Origin of the sequence: Aquimonas sp. (assembly GCF_044377145.1) — a bacterium.
Lineage (GTDB): Bacteria > Pseudomonadota > Gammaproteobacteria > Xanthomonadales > Xanthomonadaceae > Aquimonas.
On the sequence record NZ_JBILJQ010000019.1, the window covers coordinates 16,603 to 35,074 of the forward strand.

Genomic DNA, 18,472 nt, shown 5'->3' on the forward strand with positions numbered 1-18,472 from the left:
CACTCCGGCTGGCGTGTGTTCAGGCGCGTACTCAGGCGCGCACTCAGGGCTGGAGCGGCGCCGGCGCCGGCGTGGCGACGGGCGCATCCAGCCGCACCACCAGATAGGGCAGGAAGAACTGCGTCACCGGGCCGACAGTCAGCGCGAACACCACGGTGCCGACGCCGACGGTTCCGCCCAGTGCGATGCCGGCCGCCAGCACGGTGAGTTCGATCAGGGTGCGCACGCGGCGGATCGACCAGCCGCTGCGGCGCGCCAGCCCGGTCATCAGACCATCGCGCGGCCCTGGGCCCAGCTGCGCGCCCACGTACAGGCCAGTGGCGAAGCCGCAGACAACCACGCCGCCGAGCATGAAGGCGATCTGCGCGGCCCAGCCGGAGGGCGCGCCCAGCAGGGCCAGTTTGATGTCGGCGAAGGGGCCGAGCAGCAGCGTGTTCGCGACCGTGCCCAGGCCCGGCATCTGGCGCAGCGGAATCCAGGCCAGCAGCACGGCCAGCGAGGCGATCACGATCACCGTGCCCAGCGACAGCGGCACATGCAGGGCGACGCCGAGATGGAACACATCCCAGGGCGAGGCGCCCAGCGCGCCTTTCACCATCAGCGCGATGGCCAGACCGTAGAGCCACAGCCCCAGCAGCAGCCTTAGCAGGCGCTGCGGCAAATACCGGGCCTTGAGTTGATCGAGTGGCCCGAGGTTGGCCAATCCGGAAACGGGTGCGGTGGTTTTCATGGCGCCACGATCTCGATAATTGGCCCTTTGATACAGAGCCAATTCTGCGATAGTGGCCCGATGCATCGATCCCTGAGCCCCGACCGTCTGGCCGCCCTTGTCGGCGCCTTTCCCCGCTCACCGGCCTACCGCGGCCTCTGTCTTGCGCTGCAGGAGCGCATCGGCGACGGCCGCATTCCGCTCGGTTGTCGCCTGCCCAGTGAGCGTGCGGTGGCGCCGGTGCTGGGTGTTTCGCGCAATACGGTCACCCGCGCCTACGCGGATCTGGTCAGCGCCGGATTCGCCACCGCGCGGCAAGGCTCCGGCACCTTCGCCGCAGTACCGTTGGAGCGCCGCCGCGCGCACGACCACGTCCTGCATTCGGTGGGCAGCGGACAGCCGGCGGAAGGGACGATCGATCTCAGCTGCGCCGCCGGTGCTGCGACGCCCGGCGTCGCCGCCGCCTATGAGCGCGCGCTGGCCGCGCTGCCGGCCTACCTGTCCAGCGATGGCTATCTGCCCTCGGGGCTGCCGGTACTGCGCGCACTCATCGCTGACTCGTACGCGCGCCGCGGCCTGCCAACCCGCGCCGAGCAGATCGTGATCACCTCCGGCGCGCTGGCGGCGATTGGCATCGTGGTGCGGGCGCTGTCGCGTCCGGGCGACCGCATCGCGGTGGAATCGCCGGTGTATTCGAACGCGATCGAAGCGCTGCGGCTGGGCGGCGGACGGCTGGTCAGCGCGCCCTTGGGCGACGCGCTGGGTGTTGATGGCTGGGACATCGACGCCATCGACGCCACGCTGCGGCAGACCGCCCCGCGCCTGGCCTACCTGATTCCCGACTTCCAGAACCCCACCGGCTTTCTGATGAACGAGGCGATGCGCGCCGACTACGCACGCGCGCTGAGCAACGCGCGCACCGTGGCGATCGTGGATGAGACCGTGCAGCCGATCCAGCTGTCCGACGCACCGATGCCCGCACCGTTTGCCCACTTAGCGAACGATGCCATCACCGTGGGCAGCGTCTCCAAGATGTACTGGGGCGGCCTGCGCGTGGGCTGGCTGCGTGCCCCGCACGAGCTCGTCCCGCGCCTGATCCGTGCACGCGTGCAGAGCGATCTCGGCAGTTCGCTGTTTGACCAATTGGTAGTCGCCGAACTGCTGCAAGGACCGAAGATCCTGCAGCTTCGACGCGAGCAACTGCGACAGCGCCGCGATGTGCTGGTGCAGGCGCTGCGCGAGCACCTGCCGGACTGGCGCTGGCGCGTACCCGAGGGCGGCCTGTGCCTGTGGGTACAACTGCCGCAGGGCAGTGCGACGCGTCTCGCCGCCGACGCCGAGCGCGTGGGTGTGCAGGTGGCCCCGGGCCCGGTGTTCAGCGTGGAAGGCGGCTCGGACGCATGGCTGCGGATTCCGTATGCGAAGCCCGAGGCAGAACTGTCACAGGCGGTCGAGCGGCTGGCACAGGCATGGCGCAACCTCGCCGCGGAATCACCACGCCGGCGTGAGGGTGCGCGGCTGCTGATTGCCTGAGCGGCAGGGTAGGGTGTTCGAAGAACTCACACTCGATAGGACTTCAATGTCAGCGACTACAGTCCCCTGCATCGGCGTTGACGGCGCCAAGTCCGGCTGGTTCGCGGTGTGGCGATCTGCCAACGGCTTCGGCTTCGATCTCTATGCGCGCGCGGAGCACCTTGTCGCGATGCACGCGGATGCCTCCTGCATCGCAGTGGATGTGCCGATCGGTCTGTCGGATACGGGCTCACGCGCACCCGATTCGCTGGCGCGCAAGTTCGTTGGCGGCAGGCGTGCGAGCAGCGTGTTCTCGGCACCGGTGCGCGGCATTCTGGATGCGCAGAGCCAGCCCGAGGCGTCGGCGCGCCATCGTCAGATCGATGGCCGCGGATTTGGCGCGCAGGCCTTCGGCATCCTTGCAAAGATCCGCGAGTGGGACACGCTGCTGCGCGCCGACGCCAATGCGCGCAACCGCGTGCGCGAAATCCATCCCGAGGTTTCGTTCGCCGCGATGAACGCTGATGTCGGCTTGGTCGCGCCCAAGCACAGCGACGAAGGCCACGCAGTCCGTCTGAGGTTGCTCAGCGAGCACTTCGGCGAGTCTCCAGTGCAGGCTTTGCTTGCGGCGGTGCCGCGCCGCAGTGCAGCGCGCGACGACATAGTCGATGCACTCGCTGCGCTGTGGACCGCAGAGCGCATCCTTGCCGGCCGCGCCGGCTCGCTGCCATCGCCGCCGGCGGAGGACAGCGCTGGCTTGCAAATGGCAATCTGGTACTGAGCACGAACGATTGGCTCGGGGCACCTCGCGCTGATGTTGTTGCCGCTGCCAGCGCTGCCGACAGCGTCAGCGAGTGCGCAGCGGCCCGATCAATCCCGATCCGGCGCCCCCAGCGGGAAATAGCCGCGGTAGGGCCGCGCTTCGTCCACCGCGCGCTTGAACGAGGGCCGCGCCAGCAGACGTTCGCGGTAGGCACGCAGGTGGGCGAAGCGCGGATCGATGGCGTGCGTCCAGTCGGCGTAGAACAGGAAGGGCGCGGCGGCGCAGTCGGCCAGAGTGAACTGTTCGCCTGAAGCCCATTCGCGATCGCGCATCCGTCGATCCAGCCAGGCATAGGCGGCCTCCAGCATCGCGCGAGCCTGGGCGACACCGTGCGGATCGCGGTCGACGTCATTGCGGAGGTGGTCGAACACGACCCTCTGCTGTGGGGTGGAGATGTAGTTGTCGAACAGGCGATCGAGCATTCGCACCTCAAGCGCTGCATCGTCGTCCTCGGGAATCAGCTGGATCGGCCCGGGGTAGTGGAGCTGCAGGTATTCGATGACGCAGGTCGCCTCCATCACCACCCGGTCGCCGTCAACCAGAATCGGAAACCGACCGATTGGCCACAGCGCATCGAACTCGGCCTTGGCCTGCGCGTCCTCCAGATGACGGAAGTCGAATGCGGTCTGGTTCTCGTACAGCGCAATCAGCGCCTTCTGGCTGTAGGAAGAGAACGGGTGTGCGTACAGGCGCGGCAGGGCGGTTGGCATGGTGGCTCCGGTTGCGAGTATCTGTAAGTCGAACGGCGGCGGCGCGATTCGACGCACGGGGCTGTCGCGGACGATACGGGTAGAGAAAGCAGGACGCAGCCGAGCGGGCTGCGTTCTACACGCCGACGCGCGGTGCACGATCAAACTGCCATGGAGACGAGCTCAGCCGGGCCGCAGACGCGCGCTGACGTCCTGCATGCGTCGCCGTTGCTTCGCCGTTTCGCACACGCCTACAGCGCATGCCAGTATCGGCCACCGACCACGGAGTGCTGCCCCATGTTGCGATCGCGCGTGCTTGTCTTGTGTCTGCTGGGGGCGCTGCAGCCCGCTTGGGCTGATGAGGGTTTGAACGGCGACTGGACGGTCGACCTCGCGAGCGAGCCAGGGCAGGTCTACACCCAGCCGATGCAGCTCAGCCTGAAGGAGGACGGCACGGTCGAAGGCAGCTTCTACAACAGCACGATCGGGGCGGGGCGTTGGAAGCTCGACCGCGGTCGTTTGTGCGCGAGCTTCCGCACCAGCGATGGGGCAGGGCCCTACCACAGTGCGGTGTGCCTGATCGGGGCCGAGGCGGTCGGTCAGACCTGGGCCGAGCACCGCGATTTCCTGTTCAACTGGAACGCCACGCGTACGGCAGCTGAGGAAGGCGCCACTCCACCCACGCGTAGTCCCTGAACCTACAAACGTCGCCTGTCCGCGCCTGCACAGTCGTTTGTTCCGCCGCACAAGGACAGTCCGGCGTTTGGCCGCCGTGGCGTCGCCGACGAGCGGCCTGATACTCCCGAACGCTTCAACCGCGTCGTGCGGCCTCGATCGCTGCGACGTCGATCTTGCGCATGCTCATCATCGCTTCGAAGGCACGTTTGGCGGCGACACGGTCGGGGTCGCCGATCGCCTCGGCCAGCACCCGCGGAGTGATCTGCCAGTTCAGGCCCCAACGGTCCTTGCACCAGCCGCAGGCGGATTCCTGGCCGCCGTTGTCGACGATCGCGTTCCAGTAACGATCGGTCTCGGCCTGGTCCTCGGTGGCGACCTGGAACGAGAACGCTTCGCTGTGCTGAAAGGCCGGTCCGCCGTTCAAGCCGAGGCAAGGAATGCCCAGCACGCTGAACTCCACGGTCAGCACGTCGCCCTGCTTGCCTGAACCTGCTTGCCCGAAGGGAAGTCGCCGGGCGCGCGATGCATGGCCTTGACCTCGCTGTCCGGAAAGGTCGCGGCATAGAAGTTGGCGGCGTCCAGCGGGCTGCCGTTGTACCAGAGGCAGATGGTGTTCTTGGCGTGCATGTGCGGGCTCCTGAATCTGAGTGAGGGTGAGCGTATCGAACCGGGGCAGTGCTGCCGGTCGCGGTGTGTTGATTCCAGGGCGACTGACGTGCAGCCACCAGCCCGTTGTCGAACATGCCCGCGAGAGATCGACATGGCGGCGGAGAGTGACGAGACGCCGTCCGCGCGTGACGATCCCGGGCTGCTACGCTGATCTTCCAGCCCTCCGATACGCCTTCATGCCGATCCCATTCGCGACCTGTCCTGTCATGCCGACACCGTTGCGCTGGGCCCTGGCGGCAGTGCTGTGCGCGCTGACCGCGATCGCTGCAGCAGCCGATGTTGCGCCAGCGGCCGGGGCGATCCGCGAGGCGCTTGCCGAAGCGGAATCGCTGTCGAATCGCGACCTGGCCGCGAGTATCGCCCGTGCCGGCGAAGCCGAAGCGGCGGCACGGGCGCTAGGCGATGCCAGCTTGCTGGTCGATGCACAGCTGTTGATCGCCGATGGCCAGCTGAAGGCGCGCCGTCTCGACGAGGCGGCGCTTGTGCTGGATCAGCTTGAGGCGGGCGCCGATCGCGGCGCGGTGGCGCGGGCGCGGATCGGCGTGCTGCGCGCACGCTGGCTGCGCGATCACCACCGCATCGCCGAGGCGGAAGATGCCTTCACCGAGGCCGCCGCACTCGCCGAGCGGGCCGGCGACACCGGGCTGCTCGCCATCGTGTTGAACAGCCACGCCGCGATGCTGTGGCGGCAGGCGCAGACCGACCGCTCGCAGGCGATGTTCGAGCGCGCGCTCGCGATCAACCGGGCTCTGCAGCGGCCGGGCGAGGTGCTCAAGAACCTGTCCTATCTGTCACTGATCGCGCGCGATCGCGGTGATCTCGATCGCTCGCTGGCGCTGAACGACGAGGTGCTGGCCCTGAGCGAAGCGGAGGGCAATCTGCGCGGGATTGCGGTCGCCGCCAACTCGGCCGGCCTGTTGCTCGTGCAGCAGGACGAAATCGCGCGTTCGATCGAGTACTTCGCGCGTGCGGCCGAGTCCTATCGTTTGGTCGGCGACCCGACCGGCCAGGGTCCTGCGCTGTCGAACCTGGCGATGTCGCAGCTGCGGCTGGGCCAACTGAATGAGGCCAGCGCTTCGCTGCAGCAGGCGCTGAAGATGGCACTCTCGACCACCGATGCCTCCGCTGAGGTCATGGCCCGTGTCGGGCTGGCAACGCTTGCGCTCGCTCGCGGCGATCACCCGACTGCCGAAGCCGAAGCGCTGGCCAGCCTTGCCGCCGCGCGCGAACAGCCGGCGCCCTCGCCAGGATCACAGACCAATGCGGTGCTTGCGGCGGTGCGCGCGGTGCAGCAGCGCCCGCAGGAGGCGCTCGAGTTCGGGCGGCTCGCGCTCGAATTCGCCCGCACCCAGGGTCGCCAGACCTTGATTCGCGAGCGGCTGGTCACGCAGGCGGGTTACGCCGAAGCCGCCGGCGATGCGGTCGCAGCGGTGGCCCTGCTCCGCGAAGCCTTCGAGCTCAACCAGAAGATCCGCGACGACGAACTGCGGCGCGGGATTGCGCGCATGGAAGGCGAGCGCCAGGCGCGCGAACGCGAGCTTGAACTCGCCGCGCGTGCGCAGCGTATCGAGGCGCTGGAGCGCGAAGCCGGCCAGCAGCGATTGATCCGCGGCCTGTTGCTCGGCCTGCTGGTGCTCGCGGCCGTGCTCGCGGTGCTGCAAACCAGCCGGATCCGTTTCCGTCGCCGCGCGGAACAGCAGCTGCGCGCGCACAGCGCCGAGATCGAACGGGTCAACCGCGAGCTGGCCGTCGCCGCGGATACCGATGCACTGACCCGCGCGTTCAATCGCCGCTATTTCCATCAGCAGCTGGTGCCGCAGTTGCGCGACTGCATGGCGACAGCAACACCGTTCGCGCTCGCGCTGCTGGATGCCGATCACTTCAAGTCGATCAATGACCGTCTCGGCCACGATGCCGGCGATGCGGTACTGGTCGCACTCACCCACGCCTGGAACGGCGTGCTGGCTCCCGGCGATGCGCTGGTCCGCTGGGGCGGCGAGGAGTTTCTGCTCGTGCTGCACGGCGATCAGGCGTCCGCTGCCGCGCTTATCGACCGCGGGCTGGCCGCCACGCGTGCGGGATCGTTCGCCTCAGCCGATGGCAGTGTGCGCATCACCGTTTCGGTCGGCTGGGTCGCCGGTCCGGTTCCCGGCTCGGATATCGACGCACTGCTGCACATCGCCGATCTTGCCCTGCTGCGTGCAAAGCAACAGGGCCGAGATCGCGCACTGCAGGGTTTCGCCGACACGCTGGCGAGCGGCGCAGCGCGGGCCCGCGAAGCCCTCTGATCGAGTCGGGTCGCTGCGGCGATTCCGGGCGCTCCGGCAACGAAATCGGTGGCGCCTTGTTGAACATCGACAGCAAGATCTGGTCGGGCACGCTGACCTCGACCACGGCCTGGCGCTTCTGGAACTGGGACCCGTCGAACGACCGCGACTACACCGCGCTGCGCGTGGGCACCTTGTCGCACGCGCCGTCCAAGCACGAACAGTTCACCCAGGAGATCCGCTGGGCGGGCGACCTGTCATCCAGGCTCAGCGCCGTATTCGGCCTCTACGGGTTTGTCCAGAAGCTCGAAACCGATCCCGTCCACACCGAGGAAGTCGGTGCCGACGACTTCCGCTTTGTCTGGAACCCATCGCCGGGGCCGAATGGCAGCCCCAATATCGCGGTGGGGCCGGGTGGGTCGGTGGTCGATAACTACTTCGCCGGACCGCGCAGCGAGATCACGTCGCAGCTCGACACCTTCACCACCGCCGTGTTCAGCCAACTGGATTGGGCGATACCCGAGCGCCTGCACCTGCTGCCCGGCCTGCGGCTCAACTACGACAAGAAGGAAGTCGACTTCCAGCAGCGCGCGGTCAACGTAGCCTCTGTCACCGGAGTCGATGCGGAAGCGCTTTGCTTGCACAGGCCCATAGCGCGGCGGGCGGCATGCGGCGCCGTGGCGCTAGAACTCAACCCGCGCCGGAATGTCGACTCGCAGAACGGATTCATGCCCGCTGCGCCGCTTCCACTCTGCGCGCAGCGCTTCAATCCGCGCGTCCGAGCTGCGCTGCGCCGGATGCAGGATGACCAGCACGCGCGAGTGCAGCCGCTTCGGGCGCCCACCGTCTGCGGGCTGCCACTGGCCCTGCGCGTCAAACCAGGTGAACCCTGCCGGGAAGGCGATGCCGACGGCGTCGTCCAGATAGCGTTCGAAGGCTGTCGCATTTTCATCGGCGCCGGTGCCCAGCCCGAAGTAGAGTTCGGTTCGCACCCACGAGCGCTGCAGGCTGCCAGCGCAGGCGCTCAGCACGAGGCAGACGGACAGCGCCGCAGCGACTGGTCGGGCGCGGCTCATGGCTGCGCGCGCCGACGCAGCGGAACCCACAGCAGTGCACCCAGCGAAAGCACCGCCACCGCCACCAGTGCGCCCTGGCGCACGTAGACCAGGCTCGAGTACAGCAGGTAGGCGCAGCTGGCCGAGAACAGCAGTGGCAGCAGCGGATACAGCGGCACCCGGAACGCACGCAGGCGTTCCGGGTCGCGGCGCCGGAGCAGGATCACCGCGACGCCGCTCAGCATCAGAAAGCCCCAGTACACCGGCGAGAGATAGTCGACGAGGGTGGAGAAGCCGCCGCGCGTGAACAGACCAAGCCCGACCAGGGCCAGCGAGATTCCGGCCAGACCGAACAGTGCCCCGCGCGGCACTCCGCGCGAGGCGTCCCAGGTGCCGAGCCGGGCGAAGCCGAGATCGCGTGCCGCGGCATAGGTGGTGCGGGCACCCGCGATCAGGATCGCGTTCATCACTGTGATTGCGGTCACCGCCACCACGGCGACGATCAGAACTTCGCCAGTGCGGCCGAAGGCGAGCCGCATCAGATCTGCGGCCGGTGCCTCGCTTGCTGCCAGCCCACCCAGGCCCAGCCCGCGCAGATAGGCCCAGTTGACCAGCAGGTAGAGGCCAAGCACCAGGCTGAGCCCGATGCCCAAGGCACGCGGCATGTCCCGTTTGGGGTTGCCCATTTCCGCCGACAGCGTGGCGGCATCACTCCAGCCGCCATAGGCGAGCAACACGAAGATCATCGCTTGCCCGAACGCGGCGAAGCCGAGCGCGCCAGCGGGCGACACAGGATCAAGCGGCGCTACGCCCTGCACCTGCTGCACCACGCCGGCCGAACCCACGGCGAGCAGCCCGGCCGCCACCAGCAGCATCAGCCCGAGCTGGGTTCCGACCCCCACCCGGACGCCCTGCAGATTGAGCACCACCAGCAGCACGATCAGGCCCGCGCCGAACGCCGCGCTGCCCCCCGCGCCAAGCGGCAGCAGCTGGTTGAGGTAGTCGCCAAACACGAAGGCGAGCAGGGCCACGGAGCCGCTGTGGATGACGGTGAAGCGCGACCAGGCGAACAGAAAGCCCGTGCCCGGGCCGTAGGCGCGGCGTAGAAAGCTGTAGTCGCCACCTTCATCGGGATAGGCCGCGGACAGCTCCGCGAAGCACAGGCCGCCGATCACCGACAGCGCTCCGCCGAGCAGCCACGCGGTCAGCAAGGCGGCTTCGGAGTTGAGCGCAGCGGCGACCTCGGGCGAAGTCCGGAAGATTCCCGCACCGATGACCATGCCCACGCACACTGCGACTGCATGGCCCACGTGCAGACGAGGGCGGCTATCGGTGGGGCTCGAAGGCATGGCGTTGGCTCGGTGAACGGATGGATCCGGCAGCTTAGCGGGCCGATCCACTTGGGCTTGCGACGCGCCGTCGCATGGTGGGCGCAAGAGTTGTATATCTCTTCATCGCGATGGATTGACATCGGCTGTTGCGGGGGCGATGTTGATCGGCCCTTCCCCAAGGTTTCGCACCATGCCGCTTCAGTCTTCAGCGCCACCGTTCCTGTCACGATCCCGCCTGGCCCAGGCCCTGCTGCTTGCGTTGACCTGCCATGTCGCGAGCGCAGCCGCACCTGCGGCAACCGCGCCGCAGGACGGCGCCGCCGAACTCGACACTATCGTCGTGACCGGCACCCGCGGCTCGGCGCGCACCGAGGCCAACACGCCGGTCGCGGTCGACGTGTTCACTCAGGACGATCTGCGCCGAGCCAACGTGTTGGGCGGCGAGCTCGGTCAGGCCTTGGCCACGCTGCTGCCCTCGCTCAATTTTCCCCGGCAATCCAACTCCGGCGGCGCCGACCACGTGCGTGCTGCACAGCTGCGCGGCCTGAGCCCGGACCAGGTGCTGGTGCTGATCAACGGCAAGCGCCGCCACACCTCGGCGGTCGTCAATCTCGAATCCAAGATCGGCCGCGGCACCACGCCCGTGGACTTCAACGCGATCCCGCTTTCGGCGATCGAGCGCATCGAAGTGCTGCGCGACGGCGCCGGCGCCCAGTACGGCTCGGACGCCATTGCCGGCGTCGTGAACGTGATCCTCAAGGGTGGCAGCGCCGGCGGCAGTCTTGCGCTGAGCTATGGCGCGCACCGCACCGACTTCGAGACCACCGGCCAAACCCTCACCGACGGCCAGACCCTGCGCGCCGCTGCGGATAGCGGCCTCACGCTCGGTGCCGAGGGCAGCCTGCGGCTCGGTGTCGAGTACAAGGACCGCAATGCGGTCAACCGCGCCGGTCCGGATCAGATCCCATTCTTCGAAGAACAGACCCCTGCCAATCTGGCGTTTGCCGGCCGGCGCAACTACAAGCCCGGCGATCCCGATTCGCGCGATCGCCAGCTGTGGTTGAACGGCAGTCTGCCGGCCGGTGAGCTGGAGGCGTTTGCCTTCGCCACCTACAGCCAGCGCGAGTCTGTTGGCGCCGCCTTCTTCCGCTATCCCGACAGCAGCGCCAACCTGCGTGAGGTCTATCCCAATGGCTTTCGCCCCGAAACGCTCGGCGACAGCGTGGATCTCGGTGCGGTCGCAGGGCTGCGCGGAAGCCTGGGTGGCTGGCGCCTGGAGGGCAGCCTCGGCCACGGCTTCAACCGCTTCGAGTACGGCCTGCGCAACTCGTTGAACGCGTCGCTGGGTTCAGCCAGCCCGACGTCCTTCGACCTCGGCCAGTATCGCTTCGCTCAGACCAGCCTGAACCTGGACGGCAGCTACGACTTCGGCAGTGCGAGCACGCTGGCGCTCGGTCTGGAGCACCGCCGGGAAAACTTCCGCACCCGCGCGGGAGACGCCGCCAGCACGGCGGCAGGCACGCTGAGCGGGCGTTCGCCGGGCGCGCAGGCAGGTCCGGGCTTGAGCCCGCGCGACGCGGTCGACATCGACCGTCGCGTCAACGGCGTCTGGGCCGAGCTGTCGAGCGATGTGGCTGAAGACGTGTTCGTCAGCGCCGCCGGCCGCTTCGAGGACTACAGCGACTTCGGCAGCGAAGCCACCGGCAAGCTGGCGGCGCGATGGGCGCTCAGCGATGCGTTTGCACTGCGGGGATCGGCGTCGAGCAACTACCGTGCGCCATCGCTCTCACAACAGGGCTTCAGCTACACCACCACCAGCTTCGGCGACGGTGGGCAGCTGACCCGGGTGCGCCTGCTGCGCGCGGACGATCCGATCGCAGCTGCGCTCGGCGTGCAGCCGCTCGATGCCGAAACCTCGACCAATCTCAGCGTGGGCTTCGCGCTCCAGCTCGGCGGTTTCGGTCTCACGCTCGACACCTTCAGGATCGACGTGGACGACCGCATCACGCTGTCGGAGCGGATCGGAGGGGCGCCGCTGGCGGCCTTCATCCAGCAGAGATTCGGTGTTGCCGACATCAGCTCGGTCAACTTCTTCACCAATGCGGTCGATACCCGCGCAGATGGCGCCGAGCTGGTCAGCACCTACCGTCTGGGATGGGCCGGTGGCACGGTGGATTTCAGCGCCGCCTACAGCTACGCGCGGAACCGCATCCGCGCGATCGACGCTACACCGACACAGATCGTTGCGCTGGGCGGCGATGACCTGCTGCTGGGCGTTGAAGAGCGCAACACCCTGATCGGCGCTGCGCCGCGCCAGCGCGCCGTCCTCAGCGCCAATTGGCAGGGTGAGCGCGCAGGTGCGCTGCTGCGTGGCATTCGCCATGGCAGTACTACCCGCGTCTTCAACTTCGGCGGCGGCTTCGAGCCCGAACAGACCTACGCGGCGGTGTGGCAGCTTGATGCCGAGCTGCGCTATCGCCTCGGCACGGCCCTGGAGCTGTCGGCGGGCGCGTACAACCTCACCGATCGCTATCCCGACCGGAGCAGCGTCGACATCAACTACTTCGGCAACTTTCCCTATGACGTCCTGTCGGGGATCGGCATGAACGGGGCGTACTACCAGGCGGGCATCGAGTACCGCTTCTGAGCACGTGGTGGCGCAGCGCCGGCCTGTGAACCGTTCAAGCGCTCTGCGTGGCCCTGGATCAACCGCTGCAGACCCTGCGAACACGTTCTCGATCCCGGGTCCGAATCGAGTGCAGGCGTCCTGGGCAGCCGAGTGTCCCCCACTCGCGCTGCTCGGATAGTTTGTGCAGGTCGAGCCGCCCTGTTCGCGCTGGCCACCGCTTGTCGGAGCAAGCGCATCGCGCTGCCGGGCGCGCTCAATGTCCCCCGACGTGGGTGGCCCGGTCGGGGGCTTACCGCCATCGAGCCCTGGAGCGCGAGCGTTACGACTGGGCGTCAATCAACGCCGACAGCGCTGCGTAAGCGACCGGGCCGCGTTCCCAATCTGCAGCGTGGCGGGTGTAGTGCTGGTGCACCTGCTCAAGCACCGGCTTGCCCTGCATGGCGGCGAGCGCATAGGTCAGGCCGCTGGGCCGAAGAAATGCGGGGGTCTTGTTCTGCTCCAGCGCCACCTCGATCGTGCCTGCGGCCGTGCTGCAGGCATCGAGCGTCGGCAGGATCTCGTCGTCGAGGTATTCGAACAGCGCGTCGATCAGTCGATCGACATAGTCCTGCCGACGCAGGCTGCCGCCGATGGTCAGCGGCTCATAGCCGTTGTGCAGCATGAAGGCGGCCATGCCGTGGAGCTCGCGGCCGCGCACCTGGATCTGCTTGCCACCCGCGGCTTCTGCAAGGTTCGTCGGCAGATCGGGCACGATCATGGCGAGCACGTGAAACGACAGCTTGTCGAGGTAGTCGGAGAAGCTGATCTCGATGGTCTGCACGCCGGTCTCCACGCGTCTGCTTGCGCACAGAGGCAGCTCGTTTCGCCACAGCTCTCCGCGCGAGAACTCGAAGCCCAAGGCTTCAAAGCGCGGGCGCCAGGCAGCTTCGCAGCGTTCCATCACATGCTCGCGGTCTGCAGGCCCCAGCTTCGGCAAACTGAGGCTGCCATCGCCCCAATCGATGCGCTGGAGGCCCTCGAAAGTGAGCCTGTAGCCGAACGGTAGACACAGACAGGCCGCTTCATCGCTGTAGACACTGAGCCCGAGCGATATGGCGCAGTGGATCACCGTCTGATCGAACACGTCGTCGCCGCTGAGCGCGAGGCCGTAGCTGCGCTCGCGGTGGTCCGGATCGATCGGGCCTTCCGCCCACTCCACCGCTGCGTCGAGTTCCACCATGCGCTGTTCGACCGCTGCTCGAAGGTGAGCCCACTTGGGGTTTGGGGCGGCCGGCCGGTCGCTCAGCCATTCGTGCAGGCGGTCCGCTGACTGCAGGGTTTTGGGTTCCGGGTGTTCCCAGAGATGGACGGTCTGGCTCATGCGGCCTCAGCGGTGCGGAAGGGAAGGTGGCGACGATGCGAGGCCAAGGCGGCGATGGTAAAGCCCGCGATCCGAGTTCGCATAGCCACATCGGCGAGTGGGCGAGGGCATGCATTCTCGGTATGTCCGCTCTACGTCTGGGCAATCGCCAGGCGCTGGGTCAGCGGCCTTTCGCAGCACCGTCCCGCACCTTCCAGCAGCGCGACCCGAACACTTGGCGCCGCCGCCACACCGGATTTCGCCCTGCACCCGCATTCCGCGCCCGCGACGCTTGCCCTGGGCGGCCTTCACTTGCGCTCGCTTCGAGGCCCGAATCCCATTCGACAGCGCGGGACGGTTTTGGGGCCCGAGCCTTGCGAAGGTCGATGTTTACTTGCGCTCGTCGCGTTCGAGCGCGAAGCCTTCATCGATCCAGCCGGTGATGCCGCCGGCCATGATTTTGACCGGGCGGCCCAAGCGGGCAAGCCGCAGCGCGCCACGCGCCGCGCCGTTGCAGTGCGGCCCGGCGCAGTAGGTCACGAACAGTGTTTCGCGAGGCCACTGGGCCAGTCGGGACTCGATGATCTTGCCGTGCGGCAGGTGGAGCGCGCCCGGCACATGCCCGTTCGCGAAGGCTTCCGCTCCACGCACATCCAGCAGCACGAAGCCCGGGCTGCCGCTGCGAAGTGCTTCATGGGTGTCCCAGCAATCGGTCTCGAACGCGAACTGGCGCTGGAAGTGGGCGAGGGCCTCGTCAGCGGAGGCGGCGGGAGTGGCGGTGACAGCATTGCTCATGGGCGAACTCCGGTGGGCGCGTGGGTAGTCACCCCGACACGGGGCGGAGCGAATTGTGGGCGGCGTATGGTGCGGCGTAGAGTGGCGGGAATGCCGACAAGCAATCAAAAACCGCCAAGTGCAAGCCGGGCTGCTTCCTCGCCTCTGGCGGCGCGCCGATCAGCGCCCGGCGGAGCTGTGCCGAAGCACTTGCTCAGGGCCCCGTCCGCAGCGCTTCGATCGGCGCCCGCCCAGGTCGATGCAGCCCCTGCTGCTTCCAGTGCGGTCACTCGGCGCACATCGGCTGCAGACAGGCGCAGGGTCGCCGTGCTCGTGTACGACGGCCTGTGCATGTTCGAGTTCGCCTGCGCTGCCGAAGTGTTCGGTCTGCATCGTCCGGAGGCCGGGCCGGACTGGTACAGCTTTCGTACGGTCTCGCTCGATGGCGAACCGGTGCGGGCCCAGTTCGGCGGCCGCGTGGATCCGGATGGCGGCTTGCGCCAGCTGCGCAGTGCCGCCACGGTCATCATCCCGGGCTGGGCCGGCATCGATGTCGCCGTGCCGGACGCCTTGATCGCCGCCCTGCGCAGTGCGCACCGCAAAGGCGCGCGTCTGCTCTCGATCTGCTCAGGCGCGTTCGTTCTGGCCGCGACCGGTTTGCTCGATGGCCAGCGCGCCACCACCCACTGGCGCTATGCCGAGGCTCTGGGCCGTCGCTTTCCGAGTGTCGAGGTCGATCCGGACGTGCTTTATGTAGACGCCGGCCAAGTCCTGACGTCTGCAGGCAGCGCCGCTGGGCTCGACCTGATGCTGCACCTGGTCCGCCGTGATTTCGGCAGCCGCATGGCCAACAACGTCGCCCGTCGCCTGGTGGTGCCGCCGCACCGCGAGGGTGGACAGGCCCAGTTCGTCCAGCAGCCCCTTCCACCACCCGGCCGCGACCGGCTCTCACCGCTGCTGGATCGGATGCGCCGTCGTCTGGATCAGGCCCATCCGGTCTCTGCGCTCGCGGCACAGCTCAGCATGAGTGAGCGCAACTTTCTGCGGCACTTCAAGGCCGCGACCGGCACTTCCCCACATGACTGGCTCACCGGCATCCGCGTGCAGCACGCGCGCGAACTGCTGGAGTCGACGCGGTTGCCGATCGATCGGATTGCAGAGCAATGCGGCTTCGGCACCGCGACCACGCTTCGTCACCACTTCCGGCTGCGGCTTGGCAGAAGCCCGGCGGCATATCGGCGGAGTTTCAGTTCTCCGTTGGCTGACTAGCGATGGTGGGCGGCCTTGCCGGTGTGCCCGGTTCGAAGCGGCCTCCAGCTGACGATGGATGCCGATCGCGCGCGGCCGCTAGAACCGCCGGAGATCTGCGCGAACGCCGAACGCGCTGAAGGCGTGTCAGCGCAGCGTTCCCAGTGCAAGCCGCAGCCTGGCAGCCTGTCGGGCATTGGGGGGCGGCGAGGGTCGACTGCGCGAGGACCGCTTTTCGAGGATTCGCCGGCCGAATGGGAGCATGGCCTGGAGCTGGCGGAGTGTGGACCGCGCAGGCGGATCTGCAGCCCGGCCATCCGGCCCGCTGCCGGTGAACTCAAGATGGTTGTCGAAGCTGCCGTGGGATCGACAGAAGCGTTCGATCCGCTCGAAGCTGCAGGCGCGGAAGACGATGTTCTCGGTCTGGCTCAGGCGCAGCACGTGGCCACCACCGACGATGCAATGAATAGGATCGCGCCCCCGGTCGGGCGAAAGCCGAAGCTGGCGACGGCCCACGGTGTGGCCAAGCCAAGCGCCTGGGCAGAGAGCGGTTCCCTCCGAGATTCGCAGTGCGCCCACCTGACGGGTCCCGGTGTTTGCCGCAACGATCGCCCCGTTGGGCCTCAGCAATCGCTATGCCGCCGGCCGCGGTGGCATGCCCGCCAGCACCGCGCCGAACTGCAGCAATCCCACTCCGGCGATCAGCCGTCAGACGTAAGGACGGGTGCTGTCGCCAAACGGCTCAAGCGCTCCACATGCCGGCGCAAGGCATCACGCAGGGCCGGCGGATCGATGATGCGGAAGTCGAACGGCAGCCGCGACAGTTCACGCGCGAACCAATCGAGATTGTCGGTATGCACGCGCAGCAGGGTGTGGCCTTCGTGCTGCTCGAGGACGCCGATCGTGTCGAACAGCGCGGCTCGGGCGGCGTCGATATCGGTCAGTAGCTGCACATCGATGACGTGCGCCCGCGGCAGGGTGGCTAGTGATCGGGTCAGGTGGGCGAGGGCATCGAAGCCGTCCGGTCGGCCGAAGCTCTGCGGCAGGGCCTGCAGATCGGTGATGCGGTCGACCCGGAACGAGCGCACGCCTTGGCGCAGGTGGCAGTGCCCGACCGCATACCAACGGCCGTCGCGGAAGGCGATCCCGTAGACGTCGAAGTCGCGTTCGCTGTCGGCCTGCTGCTCGCTGCGATAGCGCATGCGCAGCCGCTGGCGCGACAGCGCGGCCTCGCTCAGACGCAGCAAGGCTTCGGACTTGCCGGAGCTCGCCGGCGGGTGGGTCAGGTCCAGCGCAACCGTCTCATCGATTGCGCGCACGCGGCGCTTGAGGCTGGCCGGCATCACCCGCTCAAGCTTGGCCTGGGCGCTGGCGATAGCGGGCGCGGCATCGGCCAGGCCCAGCGCGCGTGCTGCGAGCAGGCCCAGCGAGAGGGCGAGCGCCTCGTCGTTGCCGAACATCATCGGCGGCAGCCTGAAACCCGCCGCCAGCGCATAGCCACCGAAACGCCCGCGCTCGGTCAGCACCGGGATGCCGAGTTCTTCCAGCGCGGCGATGTAGCGACGCAGGGTACGTACGTCGACGCCGATACGCGCGGCAAGCGCCGAGCCGCTGAGGCGGCCGTGGGTCTGCAGCAGCTCCAGCACCGCCAGCACGCGAGTGGTCGGACTTTCCATGGGCGCCATGCTGCCATCGAAACAGGGCGAATAGTGACCTGATTCAAGTGCAGGCTCTCTGCACCCGGCCACGAGGCCGCAGGGGAGGCAGCAATGCACGCAGCACGACATACAAGACCCATCGGCGGTCGGCACGGTTTGAACAGGCTGCCGTCGCGCGCCGCGCAAATGCAGCGCACGGCAGATCGAAACGCTGCGACGCGTCAGCACGCCACGCTCTACGCGCACCCGCAGCGCGCCCACTTCGAAGCGCGACGATTGCCGTCGACGGCGGCGCGCCGCCCGGGAGCTCGCTAGCCCATGGAACAGACTGCGCATCTATGGTTGTACGCGGTAATGGTGTTCGGCATCGTGCTGCTGCCGGGGCTGGACATGGCCTTCGTGATGGCCAGTTCGCTGTCCGGCGGACTTCGCAATGGCGCCGCCGCATTGGGCGGCATCGTGGTCGGTGGCGTCTGCCATGTGGTGGTCGGTGCCCTGGGCTTCGCCACGCTGCTGCAGCTGATGCCGATGGCCTTCAATGTGATGCTGCTGGCCGGCGCTGCCTACGTCGGCTGGATCGGCTGGAGCCTGATCCGCACGCAGGTCAGCGTCGCCGCTCCGCAGGACGGGGCATCGACAGCCTCGTCGCCATCGCCATCGCACACTCGAGCGTTCCGGCAGGGCCTGCTGACCTGTCTGCTGAATCCCAAGGCCTATCTGTTCACGCTGGCGGTGTTGCCGCAGTTCCTGAAGCCCGACGACGGTCGCATTGGGCTGCAGGTGGCTGCGCTGGTGGCGATCACCGCGGCTGCGCAGGTGATCGTCTACGGCGGCGTTGTGCTCGCCGCCGACCGTCTGCGCGATGGGCTGCGCGATCGTCCCGCGGCGCAGTCCGTGCTGCTGCGAGCGGTCGGTGGGCTGCTGATTGCTACGGCTCTGTACAGTGCGTACGCCGCTTGGCGCGGGCTGTAAGCGGAGCTCGTCGTCCCGGGCGGCTGTCCAGATCGATGCGGATGAGCTTCGGCGTGCAAGCTCACATCCTTGCGCCGTGCTGCTGATCGGGCCTTTGAGGACCCGCGAACCATCAAAGC

15 protein-coding genes and 2 pseudogenes are annotated in these 18,472 nt (G+C 67.9%); 7 read left to right on the forward strand and 10 right to left on the reverse strand.

The annotated features are described in order from the left end of the window. Window positions 1–43: 43 nt before the first annotated feature. A complete protein-coding gene (locus tag ACIQ7H_RS08110; protein ID WP_395790218.1) occupies window positions 44–730 on the reverse strand; it encodes a YitT family protein in 687 nt (228 codons plus the stop codon). A gap of 60 nt (window positions 731–790) precedes the next feature. Here ACIQ7H_RS08110 and ACIQ7H_RS08115 point away from each other — a divergent pair, with 60 nt between their 5' ends. Beyond that, window positions 791–2,242 (forward strand): PLP-dependent aminotransferase family protein, encoded by a 1,452-nt coding sequence (locus tag ACIQ7H_RS08115; RefSeq protein ID WP_395790220.1) that lies wholly within the window; start codon window positions 791–793, stop codon window positions 2,240–2,242. A 46-nt stretch (window positions 2,243–2,288) separates the two neighbouring features. After that, the gene (locus ACIQ7H_RS08120) at window positions 2,289–3,002 is read left to right on the forward strand and encodes a DUF429 domain-containing protein (RefSeq protein ID WP_395790222.1); all 714 of its coding nucleotides are present in this window, start codon (window positions 2,289–2,291) and stop codon (window positions 3,000–3,002) included. A gap of 89 nt (window positions 3,003–3,091) precedes the next feature. On the opposite strand, the gene ACIQ7H_RS08125 is transcribed toward ACIQ7H_RS08120, so the two are convergent. Further along, window positions 3,092–3,754: a glutathione S-transferase family protein gene (locus tag ACIQ7H_RS08125; RefSeq protein ID WP_395790224.1), complete on the reverse strand. Its 663-nt coding sequence runs from the start codon at window positions 3,752–3,754 to the stop codon at window positions 3,092–3,094. 276 nt (window positions 3,755–4,030) lie between these two features. Between ACIQ7H_RS08125 and ACIQ7H_RS08130 the strand changes: the two genes are divergently transcribed. Further along, on the forward strand, window positions 4,031–4,429 hold the full coding sequence (locus ACIQ7H_RS08130; RefSeq protein WP_395790226.1) for a hypothetical protein: 399 nt from the start codon (window positions 4,031–4,033) through the stop codon (window positions 4,427–4,429). A gap of 115 nt (window positions 4,430–4,544) precedes the next feature. On the opposite strand, the pseudogene ACIQ7H_RS08135 reads toward ACIQ7H_RS08130, so the two are convergent. Beyond that, window positions 4,545–5,038 (reverse strand): annotated as a pseudogene (locus ACIQ7H_RS08135) (VOC family protein). A gap of 218 nt (window positions 5,039–5,256) precedes the next feature. On the opposite strand from ACIQ7H_RS08135, the gene ACIQ7H_RS08140 reads away from it, so the two are divergent. Beyond that, window positions 5,257–7,368: a diguanylate cyclase domain-containing protein gene (locus ACIQ7H_RS08140; protein ID WP_395790228.1), complete on the forward strand. Its 2,112-nt coding sequence runs from the start codon at window positions 5,257–5,259 to the stop codon at window positions 7,366–7,368. Window positions 7,369–7,604: 236 nt separating this feature from the next. Here ACIQ7H_RS08140 and ACIQ7H_RS08145 read toward each other — a convergent pair whose 3' ends face one another. The 3 genes from ACIQ7H_RS08145 to ACIQ7H_RS08155 are packed head-to-tail and all read right to left on the reverse strand — an operon-like array spanning window position 7,605 to window position 9,751. Further along, entirely contained in the window at window positions 7,605–7,991 is a 387-nt protein-coding gene (locus ACIQ7H_RS08145; RefSeq protein ID WP_395790230.1) for a hypothetical protein, read from the reverse strand. A gap of 39 nt (window positions 7,992–8,030) precedes the next feature. Then, on the reverse strand, window positions 8,031–8,423 hold the full coding sequence (locus ACIQ7H_RS08150; protein ID WP_395790232.1) for a DUF3574 domain-containing protein: 393 nt from the start codon (window positions 8,421–8,423) through the stop codon (window positions 8,031–8,033). Then, window positions 8,420–9,751 (reverse strand): APC family permease, encoded by a 1,332-nt coding sequence (locus tag ACIQ7H_RS08155; protein ID WP_395790234.1) that lies wholly within the window; start codon window positions 9,749–9,751, stop codon window positions 8,420–8,422. The genes ACIQ7H_RS08150 and ACIQ7H_RS08155 overlap by 4 nt, the downstream gene beginning before the upstream one ends. A gap of 172 nt (window positions 9,752–9,923) precedes the next feature. Here ACIQ7H_RS08155 and ACIQ7H_RS08160 point away from each other — a divergent pair, with 172 nt between their 5' ends. Further along, a complete protein-coding gene (locus tag ACIQ7H_RS08160; RefSeq protein ID WP_395790236.1) occupies window positions 9,924–12,380 on the forward strand; it encodes a TonB-dependent receptor plug domain-containing protein in 2,457 nt (818 codons plus the stop codon). Between the two features lie 301 nt (window positions 12,381–12,681). Here ACIQ7H_RS08160 and ACIQ7H_RS08165 read toward each other — a convergent pair whose 3' ends face one another. Together ACIQ7H_RS08165 and ACIQ7H_RS08170 are read right to left on the reverse strand one after the other, a co-directional pair. Beyond that, window positions 12,682–13,722 carry a hypothetical protein gene (locus ACIQ7H_RS08165; RefSeq protein WP_395790238.1) on the reverse strand — a complete coding sequence of 347 codons (1,041 nt, stop codon included), beginning with the start codon at window positions 13,720–13,722 and terminating at the stop codon, window positions 12,682–12,684. A 369-nt stretch (window positions 13,723–14,091) separates the two neighbouring features. After that, window positions 14,092–14,496 carry a rhodanese-like domain-containing protein gene (locus tag ACIQ7H_RS08170; protein ID WP_395790240.1) on the reverse strand — a complete coding sequence of 135 codons (405 nt, stop codon included), beginning with the start codon at window positions 14,494–14,496 and terminating at the stop codon, window positions 14,092–14,094. A 267-nt stretch (window positions 14,497–14,763) separates the two neighbouring features. On the opposite strand from ACIQ7H_RS08170, the pseudogene ftrA reads away from it, so the two are divergent. Continuing rightward, window positions 14,764–15,744, forward strand: a pseudogene (gene ftrA / locus ACIQ7H_RS08175) (transcriptional regulator FtrA); the annotation flags it as partial. 126 nt (window positions 15,745–15,870) lie between these two features. Here ftrA and ACIQ7H_RS08180 read toward each other — a convergent pair. Both ACIQ7H_RS08180 and ACIQ7H_RS08185 read right to left on the reverse strand, forming a co-directional pair. Further along, window positions 15,871–16,164 (reverse strand): hypothetical protein, encoded by a 294-nt coding sequence (locus ACIQ7H_RS08180; protein ID WP_395790242.1) that lies wholly within the window; start codon window positions 16,162–16,164, stop codon window positions 15,871–15,873. Window positions 16,165–16,424: 260 nt separating this feature from the next. Beyond that, window positions 16,425–17,399, reverse strand: a complete 975-nt coding sequence (locus ACIQ7H_RS08185; RefSeq protein WP_395790244.1) for a helix-turn-helix transcriptional regulator — start codon at window positions 17,397–17,399, stop codon at window positions 16,425–16,427. 300 nt (window positions 17,400–17,699) lie between these two features. Here ACIQ7H_RS08185 and ACIQ7H_RS08190 point away from each other — a divergent pair, with 300 nt between their 5' ends. Then, window positions 17,700–18,353 (forward strand): LysE family translocator, encoded by a 654-nt coding sequence (locus ACIQ7H_RS08190; protein ID WP_395790246.1) that lies wholly within the window; start codon window positions 17,700–17,702, stop codon window positions 18,351–18,353. Window positions 18,354–18,472: the final 119 nt, after the last annotated feature.

Excerpts from the sequence above, each read along its gene's own strand:
- ACIQ7H_RS08110 (WP_395790218.1), bottom strand. The coding sequence starts at position 730 with ATGAAAACCACCGCACCCGTTTCCGGATTGGCCAACCTCGGGCCACTC.
- ACIQ7H_RS08115 (WP_395790220.1), top strand. The coding sequence starts at position 791 with ATGCATCGATCCCTGAGCCCCGACCGTCTGGCCGCCCTTGTCGGCGCC.
- ACIQ7H_RS08120 (WP_395790222.1), top strand. The coding sequence starts at position 2,289 with ATGTCAGCGACTACAGTCCCCTGCATCGGCGTTGACGGCGCCAAGTCC.
- ACIQ7H_RS08125 (WP_395790224.1), bottom strand. The coding sequence starts at position 3,754 with ATGCCAACCGCCCTGCCGCGCCTGTACGCACACCCGTTCTCTTCCTAC.
- ACIQ7H_RS08130 (WP_395790226.1), top strand. The coding sequence starts at position 4,031 with ATGTTGCGATCGCGCGTGCTTGTCTTGTGTCTGCTGGGGGCGCTGCAG.
- ACIQ7H_RS08140 (WP_395790228.1), top strand. The coding sequence starts at position 5,257 with ATGCCGATCCCATTCGCGACCTGTCCTGTCATGCCGACACCGTTGCGC.
- ACIQ7H_RS08150 (WP_395790232.1), bottom strand. The coding sequence starts at position 8,423 with ATGAGCCGCGCCCGACCAGTCGCTGCGGCGCTGTCCGTCTGCCTCGTG.
- ACIQ7H_RS08155 (WP_395790234.1), bottom strand. The coding sequence starts at position 9,751 with ATGCCTTCGAGCCCCACCGATAGCCGCCCTCGTCTGCACGTGGGCCAT.
- ACIQ7H_RS08160 (WP_395790236.1), top strand. The coding sequence starts at position 9,924 with ATGCCGCTTCAGTCTTCAGCGCCACCGTTCCTGTCACGATCCCGCCTG.
- ACIQ7H_RS08165 (WP_395790238.1), bottom strand. The coding sequence starts at position 13,722 with ATGAGCCAGACCGTCCATCTCTGGGAACACCCGGAACCCAAAACCCTG.
- ACIQ7H_RS08170 (WP_395790240.1), bottom strand. The coding sequence starts at position 14,496 with ATGAGCAATGCTGTCACCGCCACTCCCGCCGCCTCCGCTGACGAGGCC.
- ACIQ7H_RS08185 (WP_395790244.1), bottom strand. The coding sequence starts at position 17,399 with ATGGAAAGTCCGACCACTCGCGTGCTGGCGGTGCTGGAGCTGCTGCAG.
- ACIQ7H_RS08190 (WP_395790246.1), top strand. The coding sequence starts at position 17,700 with ATGGAACAGACTGCGCATCTATGGTTGTACGCGGTAATGGTGTTCGGC.